This is a genomic window from Paractinoplanes ovalisporus (assembly GCF_016834655.1).
Lineage (GTDB): Bacteria > Actinomycetota > Actinomycetes > Mycobacteriales > Micromonosporaceae > Actinoplanes > Actinoplanes ovalisporus.
This window is the reverse complement of the sequence record NZ_JAENHP010000037.1, coordinates 36,184-48,177: the sequence shown is the minus strand read 5'-3', so window position 1 is coordinate 48,177 and position 11,994 is coordinate 36,184. Positions and strand designations below refer to the sequence as shown.

At 71.6% G+C, this 11,994-nt stretch carries 9 protein-coding genes and 1 pseudogene; 7 read left to right on the top strand and 3 right to left on the bottom strand.

Going from position 1 to position 11,994, the window contains the following annotated elements; all coding sequences use genetic code 11:
• Positions 1–2: 2 nt before the first annotated feature.
• Positions 3–797 (bottom strand): annotated as a pseudogene (locus JIG36_RS49525) (SURF1 family cytochrome oxidase biogenesis protein); the annotation flags it as partial.
• 101 nt (positions 798–898) lie between these two features.
• Between JIG36_RS49525 and JIG36_RS49520 the strand changes: the two are divergent.
• Together JIG36_RS49520 and JIG36_RS49515 are read left to right on the top strand one after the other, a co-directional pair.
• Positions 899–2,371 carry a cobyrinic acid a,c-diamide synthase CobB gene (locus JIG36_RS49520; protein WP_236050030.1) on the top strand — a complete coding sequence of 491 codons (1,473 nt, stop codon included), beginning with the start codon at positions 899–901 and terminating at the stop codon, positions 2,369–2,371.
• Positions 2,372–2,508: 137 nt separating this feature from the next.
• Entirely contained in the window at positions 2,509–3,135 is a 627-nt protein-coding gene (locus JIG36_RS49515) for a TIGR03086 family metal-binding protein (protein WP_236050029.1), read from the top strand.
• A gap of 146 nt (positions 3,136–3,281) precedes the next feature.
• Here JIG36_RS49515 and JIG36_RS49510 read toward each other — a convergent pair whose 3' ends face one another.
• Positions 3,282–5,495, bottom strand: a complete 2,214-nt coding sequence (locus JIG36_RS49510; RefSeq protein ID WP_203383907.1) for a transglycosylase domain-containing protein — start codon at positions 5,493–5,495, stop codon at positions 3,282–3,284.
• An 83-nt stretch (positions 5,496–5,578) separates the two neighbouring features.
• Between JIG36_RS49510 and cobC the strand changes: the two genes are divergently transcribed.
• The 4 genes from cobC (at position 5,579) to JIG36_RS49490 (ending at position 9,741) form a co-directional block, all read left to right on the top strand.
• Positions 5,579–6,631, top strand: coding sequence for an Rv2231c family histidinol phosphate aminotransferase CobC (cobC, locus tag JIG36_RS49505; RefSeq protein ID WP_203383906.1), 1,053 nt, complete (start codon positions 5,579–5,581; stop codon positions 6,629–6,631).
• A gap of 134 nt (positions 6,632–6,765) precedes the next feature.
• Complete coding sequence (cobT, locus tag JIG36_RS49500) at positions 6,766–7,812, top strand: nicotinate-nucleotide--dimethylbenzimidazole phosphoribosyltransferase (RefSeq protein ID WP_268919961.1); 1,047 nt, start codon at positions 6,766–6,768, stop codon at positions 7,810–7,812.
• 277 nt (positions 7,813–8,089) lie between these two features.
• Positions 8,090–9,277, top strand: a complete 1,188-nt coding sequence (cobA, locus tag JIG36_RS49495) for a uroporphyrinogen-III C-methyltransferase (protein WP_203383905.1) — start codon at positions 8,090–8,092, stop codon at positions 9,275–9,277.
• Between the two features lie 86 nt (positions 9,278–9,363).
• Positions 9,364–9,741 (top strand): VOC family protein, encoded by a 378-nt coding sequence (locus tag JIG36_RS49490; RefSeq protein ID WP_236050028.1) that lies wholly within the window; start codon positions 9,364–9,366, stop codon positions 9,739–9,741.
• 92 nt (positions 9,742–9,833) lie between these two features.
• Here the strand turns inward: JIG36_RS49490 and JIG36_RS49485 are convergent, their stop codons facing one another.
• Complete coding sequence (locus JIG36_RS49485) at positions 9,834–11,273, bottom strand: alpha,alpha-trehalose-phosphate synthase (UDP-forming) (RefSeq protein WP_307873238.1); 1,440 nt, start codon at positions 11,271–11,273, stop codon at positions 9,834–9,836.
• Positions 11,274–11,448: 175 nt separating this feature from the next.
• On the opposite strand from JIG36_RS49485, the gene JIG36_RS49480 reads away from it, so the two are divergent.
• Complete coding sequence (locus JIG36_RS49480; RefSeq protein WP_203383904.1) at positions 11,449–11,949, top strand: hypothetical protein; 501 nt, start codon at positions 11,449–11,451, stop codon at positions 11,947–11,949.
• Positions 11,950–11,994: the final 45 nt, after the last annotated feature.

The window sequence follows — 11,994 nt, the reverse complement described above, 5'->3', positions numbered from 1 at the left end:
CCGGGGGAGCGGGGGCGGTCGGCCGGGGACTTCGCGCGGGCCGGCTCGCCTCCGCGGGCCTCCTTGCGGGCGTAATACACGTAGGCGGCCAGCGCCATCAGCGCGAACAACCACCACTGCACCGCGTAGCCGCCGTTCTGCCACGAGTCCTCGTGGTCGATCGGGATCTGCCGGAAGGCCGCGTCGCCCGGGGGCGTCTGGGAGGTGAGCAGCACGTAGGCGCCGTACACGGGATAGGGCATTTCCGGCGCCAGGCGGGACAGGGAGATGCGGCGGGTGTCCAGGCGGCCGTTGCGCTGCTCGACCGGGGCGGGTCGGCTTTCCGACAGGTGGATCTGGCCGACCACCGTCACCTCGCCCGTCGGCGCGGGTGGCACCACGGGCGGGGCCAGGGCGCCGCCGGGCGGGGCCGGCACCCAGCCCCGGTCGACCAGCACGGCCGTTCCGTCGGCCAGGACGAGCGGGGTCACGATCTCGAACCCGACGTCGCCGTCGACCGTGCGGCCGCGCGCCTGGATCTCGTGGGTGGGGTCGTACGTGCCCGTGACGGTTACCTTTGTCCAGGCCAGGTCTTTGCCGGGGGCACCGCCGGCGGCTCCGGAGACTGTCGGGCGGCTCAGCGTGGAGGTGAGCGGGACGGCCGCCACGGAGTCTGCGGCGTCGATCCGGTCGTTGATCGCGCTGCGTTCCTCGTAGCGCCTCAACTGCCAGTTGCCGAGCAGCACCATGACCAGCGCGGCGGCCACCGCCAGCGCGGCCGCGGCCAGCCAGCGAGGGCTCAGCAGGAAGCGGTACACGCAACGAGGCTACCCGTCGCCCGGGTGGCCACCGCCTGCGCCGGGTACTGTCCCACTCCGGCAGTCGACAGCAGGCGATACACGCACCGGGAGAGTCATTGATGAGCGCCCAGCCCCGCCTGGTCGTGAGCGCCCCCGCCTCGGGGCACGGCAAGACCGCGATCGCGGTCGGCCTGCTCGCGGCGTGCGCGGCCCGTGGCGTCCCGTCGGCCGGGTTCAAGGTCGGCCCGGATCACACCGACGCCGCGTACCTCGGTCTCGCCGCCGGCCGCCCCGGCCGCAACCTGGATCCGCGCCTGGTCGGGGCGCAGCGTATTGCTCCGCTTTTCCTGCACGGCTCGTCCGGCGCGCAGATCTCGGTGATCGAGGGCGCGATGGGCCTGTTCGACTCGCTGACCGGTCAGCCCGAGATCGACGGCACGGCCGCGGTCGCCGCCGTGCTGCACGCGCCGGTCGTGCTCGTCGTCGACGTCGCCTCGATGGGCCACTCGCTGGCCGCGCTGGTGCACGGCTTCCGCATGTTCGACGAGATGGTGCATCTGGGCGGCGTGATCCTCAACCGGGTCGCCTCCCCGCGCCACGAGCAGATGCTGCGGACGGCCCTCGACGACATCGGCATGCCGGTGCTGGGCTCGCTGCGCCGCGGTGACCTGCCCAACGTGCTGCCGGCCCGCGCTCACGGCCCGGTGCCGGTCGCCCACCGTACGGTCGAGGCGAGCCGGGCCGTACGCCGGCTGGGTGAGGCCGTCTCGGCCGGTCTCGACCTCGACCGCATCATGGCCCTGGCCAACTCCGCGCCCCCGCTTCCGGGCCCGATCTGGACTCCGTCCGAGGCGGCCGGCGCTGAGGTGTTCGAGCAGCGTCCGGTGGTCGCGCTGGCCGGCGGGCCGGGGGCTCCTTACACGTACGTCGAAACGGCCGAACTGCTCACCGCGGCCGGCGCCGACGTGGCCGTGGTCGACCCGCTGCGCGACGAGTGCCTGCCGCCCGGCACCCGGGCCCTGGTCGTCGGCGGTGGCCTGCCCGAGGGCTACGCCGAGGAGCTGTCCGCGAACCGCCGGCTGTGCAACACGGTGGCCAAGTTCGCCGCCGACGGCTGGCCGGTGATCGCCGAGGGGGTGGCCCTGCCGTGGCTGGGCCGCGACTTCGACGGGCGTCCGATGTGCGCCGTGCTCGACGCGTCCGCGGTCACCGGCGACCAGACCGTGGCCGGCTACCGCGAGGCGACCGCGCCTTCCACATCGCCGCTGGCTCCGGCCGGCGCCCGCATCACCGGCTACAAGCAGCACCGGGCCATCGTCACGCCGCGTGCGGGGGCGATCCCGGCCTGGACGTGGTCGGGCGGCAACCCGGAGGGTTTCGTCTGGCGTCAGGTGCACGCCTCGCAGCTGGGCCTGCACTGGGCGGCCGCGCCCGAGATCGCCAAGCGGGTGGTCTCGGCCGCGATTTCCGGCCCGGCGCAGCTGCTGCCGCCCGTGCCCCTGCGGCCGATGCCTCCGACCGCGGCGCCGCCCCTGGTCAAGCAGGCTCCCGAGCCCAACCTGAACGACACCGTGGACATCACCACATCCTGAAGATCATCGCAGATGTGCAAGATCGACGTGCGAAAATGCGCGGCGCCGGGAAGCATCCGTGAAAACGCCCTTCAGCGAGCGGGAAACTGTCGCACCCCGGCCGTAACGTGGTGTTAACAGGTACGACGCGAAGGAGGATGGCCGTGGCCGATCGTGTTCCTCTGGATTTCGACCCCCCGGTCCGGGTGCTGCGGGCATTGTTGCTCGGTGTCGACAACGGTGAGTTGTCGAATCCCACGCCCTGTCCCGAGTGGACCGTCGCCACCCTCCTCGATCATCTGATGGGTCTGTCCGTGGCCTTCACCCAGGCCGCCCACAAGCGGGTCGACGTCCCCGAGACGCAGACCGCGCCCGCCCCCTCGGCGCAGCACCTGTCCCGTCACTGGCGCAGCCGCCTGCCGGTCCTGCTCGAAGATCTCGCCAACGCCTGGAAAGACCCGGCCGCCTGGACCGGCACGTCCCAGGCCGGCGGTGTCACCATGCCGGCCGCGGCCCTGGGCCACGTCGCCATGAACGAACTGATCATGCACAGCTGGGACCTGGCCCGCGCCACCGGTCAGGAATACTTCGCCGACCCGCGCACCCTCGAGATCCTGATCGAGTTCCTGGCCGAGGGTCCCGAGGAGGGGACACCCGGCCTGTTCGGTCCGCGGGCGTCACTCGGCGACGAGGCCACCCTGCTCGATGAGGCGCTGGCCCTGGCCGGCCGCGACGCGAGCTGGCGCCCACCCCGTCGCCGCCACATAGAAGCGCCGGCCGCGTAACGACCGGCGGCAGCGTCGCGGTCAACAGAGGCGGTCGCGGGGTCAAGTGGCGGTCGCGGGGTCAAGAGGTGGTGGCGCGGTCAAGAGGCGGTCGTGCGACAAGGGCGCCAGCGCGATGAGAACTGCGCCGGCACCGGAAGCACGGGTCAGTCGTCCGAATCGTTGCCCGACCGGTCGCGGTCCTCGTCACGGTCGCGATCGCGATCCTCGTCGCGGTCACGGTCGCGGTCCCGGCTGCCCCAGCGCGACACCAGATCGTCCGAGGGTGGCGTGAACTTGGCCTTCGGCTGCCCCTTCAGCGCGTCCTTGAGCGTCTCGGCCACCGTGAACTTCGAGGTGGTCGACCGGTTCGACCCGACGTTCTTCTCCGGGTTGTCGGGGTCGGCCACAAAGGCGGCCGCCGCCAGCTGCGGGGTGAAGCCGCAGAACCAGGCCGACTTGTTGCTGTCGGTCGTCCCGCTCTTCCCGGCGATCGGGCGCTTCAACGTCGAGTAGACCATCTCGGAGGTGCCCCACCCACCGCAGCTGCCCCGGGCCGCGCCATAACCGGTGACGCATCGGGCGGCGTCGGTGGCGGCCCGGGCGACATCGACAGTGACCGCCCGGTGGCATCGGGGCGCGGCCACCGCCTTGCCCTTGTAGGTGACTTCGGCGCCGTCACGGTTCTTGATCGCCCGTACGGGAAGAGGTTGGCAGTAGTTGCCCTCGGCGGCCAGCGTGGCGAAGACGTTGGCCATCTCGATCGGCGTCACGTCGCTCACGCCCAGCGTGAACGCGCCCCACCCCTCGGCGTGCTCGGGCGACGCCAGCTTCCGGTCGATGTCGGTGCGCCAGCGCAGGCCCAGCCGCTCGGCCATCTTGACCGCCTTGTCCGCGCCCACCTTCTGCTCGAGCTGCACGAAGTACGTGTTCACCGACTTGCTGAAGCCGCTCCACATGGTCTGGTCGCCGGTCATCGAGGGCGACGAGTTCTTCGGGCACCAGTGCACGCCGCAGGTCGCCGGCCCGGGCGCCGTGATGTATTTCGAGTAGAACCGCGGCGGGCTGTAGAACGACGTGCTCAGCGGCATGCCCTCGTCCAGCGCGGCCAGCATCGTGAAGATCTTGAAGGTCGAGCCGGCCTGGTAGCCGGCCATCGTCCCACCGCCGAGCAGCGGGTTCACCGTGTTGGGATAGTTGCCCTTGGCGTGGCGGTAGCGGCTGTGCTTCTCGTTGTCGCGCTGGTCGAGCGAGTAGCGCCGGTTCACCGCCATGCTCACCACCCGGCCCGTATCGGGCTCGATGATCACTTGGCCGTGCGCGATCCGGCTGCGCCGCTTCTCCTTGTCGAGGATGTGCTTCATGGCCGAGGCCTGCACCTTCGGGTCGATCGAAGTGATCACCCGGTACCCGCCGCGGCGCAGGTTCTCCTCCCGCTCCATCGGGTTGGTGCCGAACGCCGGCTGGTCCTTCCACCACGACTTGAAGTAGTCGCAGAAGAAGCCCCAGTCGTTGCGCTTGTCGGCGATGCTGATGCAGTCGTTCGGCGGTGAGCTCAGCTTCAGCTTGATCGGCTCCCGCTTGGCGTCGGACGCCTGGGCCGGAGTGATCGCCTTGATCTTGAGCATCTGGTCGATCACGTAGTTGCGGCGGCTGGTGGCGGCCTGCCGGTCCTGGGTCGCCGGGTCGTAGGCCGACGGCGCCTTGACCAGGCCCGCCAGCAGCGCGGCCTCGGTCAGGTTGAGATCGCGGGGCAGCTTCGAGAAGAAGACCTGAGAGGCGGCGAAGATCCCGTACGCCCGGTGGCCGTAGTACGCCGCGTTCAGATAACGCTCCAGGATCTCCTGTTTGCTCATGCGCTTCTCGAGCTCGATGGCCATCCGCATCTCGCGCAGTTTGCGCTGGGTGGTCTGCTCGGTCGCCTCGAGCGCCGCCTTCGGGGTCTGCGCGCCGTCCCGCAGCGCCATCCGCACGTACTGCATGGTCAGCGTGGACGCACCCTGTGACACTCCGCCGGCCTTCTGGTTGGCCACGAAGGCGCGGGCCACACCCTTGGCGTCGACCCCGTTGTGCTCATAGAAGCGGGTGTCCTCGGAGGCCACGATCGCCTGGGTGATGTACGGGGACATGTCGGCAATCCTGATCGGCTTCCGGTGCTCCTCGTAGAACATCGTGAGCAGCGTCCGGCCGTCCTTGGCATAGACGTACGTCGTCTGGGCGGTCGGCACCTCGATCAGCTCTTCGGGCAGGCCCTGAAGAGCCTCGGTGCCCGCCTTGACGCCGAGTCCGGCGAGAGCGGCGAGGGGGTAGGCGAGACCGGCGATCACGAGACCCGCGATCAGGCCGGCACGGACGAGGGGTGCGACTTTTCCGGCTGCCACCTAATGAAGGTATGACAAAGACCTTCATATCCGCACGGATCGGCCGAAAGTAAGACGCCGATCGGGTCGGGCATGCTGAGGCCATGACTGTCGACCTCGGCCATCACGGCGACGCGGAGGTGGGCGCCGGTCTGATCGATCTGGCGGTCAACGTGCGTCACGAGCCCCGGCCGGCCTGGTTGGCCGAGCCCCTGCGGCAGTCGCTGGACGACCTCGCCGCCTATCCGGACGCGACCGCCGCCACCGCCGCCGTGGCCCGGCGCCACGGCCGTGACCCGCGCGAGGTCCTGCTCACGGCCGGTGCGGCCCAGGCCTTCGTGCTGCTCGCCCAGGCCCTGCGCGGCGCCCGCCGCCCGGTCGTCGTGCACCCGCAGTTCACCGAGCCTGAGGCGGCCCTGCGTCACGCCGGCCACGAGGTCGACCGGGTGCTGCTGCCCGAGGAGCATGGTTTCCGCCTCGACGCCTCGCTCGTCCCCGGCGACTCCGACCTGGTCTTCGTCGGCAACCCCACCAACCCCACGTCGGTGCTGCACCCGGCGGCCGAGATCGCGAAGCTGGCCCGCCCCGGCCGCGTGCTCGTCGTCGACGAGGCGTTCTCCGACACCACCCACCGGGAGGGTGTCGCCGGGGAGCCCGAGTCGCTGGCCGGTCGGACCGACCTGCCCGGCCTGGTCGTGCTGCGCAGCCTGACCAAGACGTGGGGGCTGGCCGGTCTGCGCATCGGCTATCTCCTCGGCCCCCGTGACCTGCTGCCCCGGCTGGCCACCGCGCAGCCGCTGTGGGCGGTCTCGACGCCGGCGCTGGCCGCGGCGATCGCCTGCGCGTCCCCGGTGGCGGTCGCGGCCGAACGGGAGATCGCGTCCCGCCTCGCCGACGAGCGCGTCCACCTGGTGCGGAGGCTGCGGCACGTGCCGAACCTCACGGTCGCGGGCGATCCGGCGAGCGCTTTTGTTTCCGTACGGTTGGAAGGCGCCGACAAAATCCGTCTTGAGCTGCGGGAACGTGGTTACGCGGTCCGCCGTGGCGACACGTTTCCGGGGCTGGGCGCCGACTGGCTGCGGATCGCGGTGCGCGACACTGCCACCACCGACGCCTTCGTCGACACCCTGACCACCGTGCTGGAGGAGCGCCCGTGACCACCGAGCCGCAGCAGCCGCCCGTGACCGCCGACTCGGAGCAGCCGTCCGCCGGCACCGCGTCGGAGCCAGGCGCCGCGTCGGAGCTGGGCGCCACGCCGGAGCCGGGGGCCGCGCCGGAGCTGGGCGCCGCGTTGGCCGAGACTCTCGCCGCGATCAAGCCGGCTGACGAGACCGCCATGGCCGCGGCCCGCGATCTGCAGGCCCGCCTCACCAAGCCGGCCGGTTCGCTGGGTGCGCTCGAGGAGCTTTCCGTACGCCTGTCCGGCCTGGCCGGCACATGCCCGCCGCCCCGGCCCACCCCGGCCACGGTGGCCGTCTTCGCCGGTGACCACGGCGTGCACGCCCAGGGCGTCACCCCGTGGCCGCAGGAGGTCACCGCCCAGATGGTGGCGAACTTCGTGGCCGGCGGCGCCGTCGTCAACGCCTTCGCCCGCCAGGTCGGCGCCGACGTGATGGTCGTCGACGTCGGCGTGGGCGTGCCGCTGCACGGCGGCGCCACCCTGCTCGACGCGAACATCCGCCGCGGCACCCGCGACCTCTCCGTAGGCCCGGCGCTGACCCGCGACGAGGCGCTGGCCGCCGTCGAGGTGGGCATCGGCGTCGCCCGAGCCCTGGTCGCCTCGGGCGCGAAGTGCCTGATCACCGGCGATATGGGCATCGCCAACACGACTCCGGCGGCCGCCCTGACCGCCGTCTTCACGGCGACCGACCCGGCCCTCGCGACCGGCCGTGGCACCGGCATCGACGACGCCATGCTCGAGCACAAGGTCGACGTCGTCCGCCGCGCCCTCGCCCTCCACCGGCCCGACCCGGCCGACCCGCTCGGCGTGCTGGCCACGGTCGGCGGCCTCGAACACGCCGCGCTGACCGGTTTCATCCTGGGCGCGGCCGCGCTGCGGATCCCGGTGGTCGTGGACGGCGTCATCGCCGGTTCGGCCGCCCTGGCCGCCGCCGCGTTCGCCCCCGACGCGGTGGCCGCGATGGTCGCCGGGCACCGTTCGGCCGAGCCCGGCGCCTCGGTCGCACTGGCCCACCTCGGCCTCGAACCGCTCCTCGACCTGGGCATGCGCCTCGGCGAGGGCAGCGGCGCCGCGCTCGCCCTGCCGGTCGTCGAGGCCGCCGTCCGCGTCCTGCACGAGGTCGCGACCTTCGACTCAGCCGGGGTGTCCGAGAAATGAGCACGCGGGCGGTCGGGCGTCTCAGAGAAACGAGGGCGCGGGAGGCCGGGCGTGCCGGAGGAGTGGGCACGCGGGCGGTCGGGCGTCTCAGAGAAACGAGGGCGCGGGAGGTCGGGCGTGCCGGAGGAGTGGGCACGCGGGCGGTCGGGCGTCCCCGAGAAACGAGGGCGCGGGAGGTCGGGCGTGCCGGAGGAGTGGGCACGCGGGCGGTCGGGCGTTTCGGAGGAACGAGCGCGCCGGAGATGCCGGGCGCGGTGGAAGCAGGAGTGTCCGAGAAATGAGCATCTATCCCCTCGGGCTCAAACTGGCCGGCCGCCGCGTGCTGGTGGTCGGTGGCGGAGCCGTGGCTACGCGCCGGGTGCCCGCCCTGCTCGCTGCCGGCGCCGTGGTCGAGATCGTGTCGCCCGAGCTGACGCCGGCCCTGCGCGGCCAGGTCGACGCCGGCCGGGCCACCTGGAGCGAACGCCGGTTCGAACCGTCCGACGTCGACGGCGCCTGGCTGGTGCACGTCGCGATCGACGACCCGGAGGCGGCCGCCTCAGTGAGCGCGGCCGCCGAGGAGCGCCGGGTTTTCTGCGTACGGGCGGACGACCGTGACGCCGCGACGGCCTGGACCCCCGCCGTCACCCGGCACGGGCAGGTCACCGTGGCGGTGACCGACGGTGGCGACCGGCGGCGCGCGATGGCCGTCCGTGACCTGGTCGCGCACGCCCTGGAGAGCAGCCCGCCGGCTGCCCCCGAGCACAAGGGCGTGGCCCTGGTCGGCGCCGGCCCGGGCGACCCCGAACTGATCACCGTGAAGGGCCGCCGCCTGCTGGCCGCGGCCGACGTGGTGGTCGCCGACCGGCTGGTGCCCGGCATGCTGCTGGGCGAGCTGCGGCCCGAGGTCGAATTCGTCGACGCCGCCAAGATCCCGTACGGGCCGGCCGCGGCGCAGGAGGAGATCAACCGGATCCTGGTCGAGCGCGCGCTCGTGGGGAAGTTCGTGGTGCGGCTCAAGGGCGGCGACCCGTTCGTCTTCGGTCGCGGTGGCGAGGAGGCCATCGCGTGCGCCGAGGCCGGCGTCCCGGTGCTCGTCGTGCCCGGCGTGACCAGCTCGATCGCCGCGCCCGCGCTGGCCGGCATCCCGGTCACCCACCGCGGTGTGGCGCACGAGTTCACCGTGGTCAGCGGGCACATTCCGCCCGACCACGCCGACTCGCTGGTCGACTGGCCGGCCCTGGCCCGCCTGCGCGGCACCCTGGTCGTGCTGATGGGCCTGAAGAACCTGCCGAAGATCGCCGACCGGCTGATCGCCGAGGGGCGCTCGCCCGGCACCCCCGCCGCCGTCGTCCAGGAGGGCTCGACCAGCCACCAGCGTTCCCTGCGCAGCACGCTGGGCGAGGTCGCGGCGGCGGTCACCGAGGCGGGCATCCGCCCTCCGGCCGTCGTGGTGATCGGCGAGGTCGTGCAGGCGGCGGTATAGAGGCGAGCTCGTGCAAGCGCCGGCATAGAGGCGAGGTCGTGCACGCAGCGGTATAGAACCGTCACTATCTGGGTAGGGCGTTCGTCATGGACGAACGGCCGCAGATGACCATGACGGGAGTAGTGCTGGACGCGCCCGATGCCCGCGAACTGGCCGCCTTCTATCAGCGGCTGCTGGGCTGGAGCGCGACCCAGGACGAGACGGACTGGGTGGTGCTCGGCGCTCCGGGAGGCGGCGCCGGGTTGTCGTTCCAGACCGAGAAGCTTTACGTACGACCGGTCTGGCCCGCGCGCCCGGGCGAACCGCAGATGAGCGTGCACCTCGACATCCGCGTCGAGGATCTGGAAGCGGCGAGCGCGCATGCCACCCAAGCGGGTGCGACGCTCGCCGGCTTCCAGCCGCAGGAGCACGTCCGGGTCTTCCTCGACCCGGCCGGCCATCCTTTCTGCCTCTACGTGGACTGACCGCCTTACGCGAACCGGCCGATCAGGCAGGCCGGCCGATCACCGCGGGCTGACCGATCAGGCAGGCTGGCCGATCACCGCGGGCTGACCGATCAAGCGGACTGACCCTCGATCGTCGGCTGCGGCTCGGGGTCGCGGCCCTCGGCGGCCTCCTTGAGCGCGTCGAGGAACGTGTGGGCCCACGAAGCCACATCATGCGTACGCAGGTGACGCTGCATCACGCGCATCCGCCGCTTCAGCTCAGCCGGCTCGGCCGCCACGGCCCGCAGCAGCGCATCCTTCACGCCGTCGGGGTCGTGCGGGTTGCACAGGAACGACTGGCGCAGTTCGGTCGCCGCCCCCGCGAACTCGCTGAGCACCAGCGCCCCGCCCGTGTCGGCCCGGCAGGCCACATATTCCTTGGCCACCAGGTTCATGCCGTCGCGCAGCGGCGTCACCATCATGACGTCGGCCGCCACGTACATCGCCGCCAGTTCCTGCTTGCTGTACGACTGGTGGAGGTAGTGCACAGCCGGCACGCCGACCCGGCCGAACTCGCCGTTGATCCGCCCGACCTCGCGCTCCACCTTCACCCGCAGCGTCTGGTAGTGCTCGACGCGTTCCCGGCTCGGGGTCGCCACCTGCACCATCACCGCGTCGCCGACCTTGAGCTTGCCGTCGGCCAGCAGTTCGCGGAACGCCTTGAGGCGCAGCTCGATGCCCTTGGTGTAGTCGAGCCGGTCGACGCCCAGGATGATCGTCTTGGGGTCGCCCAGCTCGGCCCGGATCTCCTTGGCCCGGGCCTGCACCTTGGGGTCGGCCGCGAGGCGCTCCATCTCCTTGGTGTCGATGCTGATCGGGAACGCGCCCGCCTTGACCTTGCGCCCGTCCACCTGGATCGACTGGCCCTCATAGCGCAGGCCGAGAAGATGCCGGGCCAGCCGTACGAAGTTCTGGGCGGCCAGCCTCTGCTGGAAGCCCACGAGGTCGGCGCCGAGCAGTCCGCGCAGCACCTCGGCCCGGAACGGCATCTGCATGAACAGCTCGATGGGCGGGAACGGGATGTGCAGGAAGAACCCGATCTTGAGGTCGGGGCGCAGCTCGCGCAGCATGGCCGGCACCAGCTGGAGCTGGTAGTCCTGCACCCAGACGGTCGCGCCGTCGTCGGCCACCTCGGCCGCGGCCTCGGCGAAGCGCTGGTTGACCAGGCGGTAGGTCTCACGCCAGCGGCGCTTGTAGACCGGGGTCTCGACCGCGTCGTGGTAGAGCGGCCAGATCGTCGCGTTGGACTGGCCCTCGTAGTAGCGCTCGAGCTCCTCGGCGCTCAGCGGCACCGGGTGGATCCGGATGCCCTCGAGCTCGAACGGATCCGGCGCCTCGCCGTTGCCCCCGGCCCACCCGATCCAGGTGCCCCCGTGCTCGGTGAGCACCGGGTGAAGCGCTGTGACCAGGCCACCCGGGCTCGTGCGCCACTGGCGCTCGCCCTCCGGTGTGGTTACCTCATCGACGGGCAGACGGTTGGCGACAACGACGAAGGAACTTCGTTCGGCCACGCTGAGTGCACCTCCGGGTCGTTTCTGTTCCCTCTGTGAGCCTACTGTGCGTAGCACCACGGGGCGTGCCCAGTCTCCGCCGCCGCCGATGGACTCGGTGGCAGCCGGGTGCCATCCTGGGCCGGTGACACCGTCCGCTGATCTTTCCCCGCCACGGCGGCCGATCTTCTTTCCTGTGGTCATTGCCACGGTTTTCCTGACGATCATCGCGATGACCGGTGGGTATGTGCTGGGCGAGCGGCAGCGCAACGACGATCGATCCTCCGGCGGCGGGACGGCGCCCAGCGAGGCGTCCGTGCAGTCGCCGGTGCCGGCCTTCACCCCACCCGGCGACTGGTGTCCCGACGAGACCCGGTGGACCTCGAAACGAACCGGTGGCACCTCCGAGCTCTGGCAGGTGCTCAAGATCCGGGCCGACAACGGCAGCACCTACTGGATCTGCGAGGACCGCAAAGGCCTGTTCTACTACCAGGCCTTCACCGGCAAAGAGGGCGACAAGATCATCGAGGGTGACAACGCCCTGTTCCTGACCGGGGTCCAGCACCTCACGGACGACATGTACCAGGCCGTTGATCAGAGGGGGAACCGCTTCCTGATCTCGCCGACCCAGTTCGTCCTCGACTTCGCCGACCCCGGCAAGAAGACGCAGACCAACGAGGCCAAGCAGATCTCCTGACGGGAATCTCGGCGCCCGGGCCGGGGTTGTTGAAAGCGGCCGGCA

What these genes read in the sequence shown, in the direction of transcription:
- JIG36_RS49490 (WP_236050028.1), top strand. Translation starts at nt 9,364, where the DNA reads ATGGACGAACGGCCGCAGATGACCATGACGGGAGTAGTGCTGGACGCG.
- JIG36_RS49520 (WP_236050030.1), top strand. Translation starts at nt 899, where the DNA reads ATGAGCGCCCAGCCCCGCCTGGTCGTGAGCGCCCCCGCCTCGGGGCAC.
- cobC (WP_203383906.1), top strand. Translation starts at nt 5,579, where the DNA reads ATGACTGTCGACCTCGGCCATCACGGCGACGCGGAGGTGGGCGCCGGT.
- cobA (WP_203383905.1), top strand. Translation starts at nt 8,090, where the DNA reads ATGAGCATCTATCCCCTCGGGCTCAAACTGGCCGGCCGCCGCGTGCTG.
- JIG36_RS49515 (WP_236050029.1), top strand. Translation starts at nt 2,509, where the DNA reads ATGGCCGTGGCCGATCGTGTTCCTCTGGATTTCGACCCCCCGGTCCGG.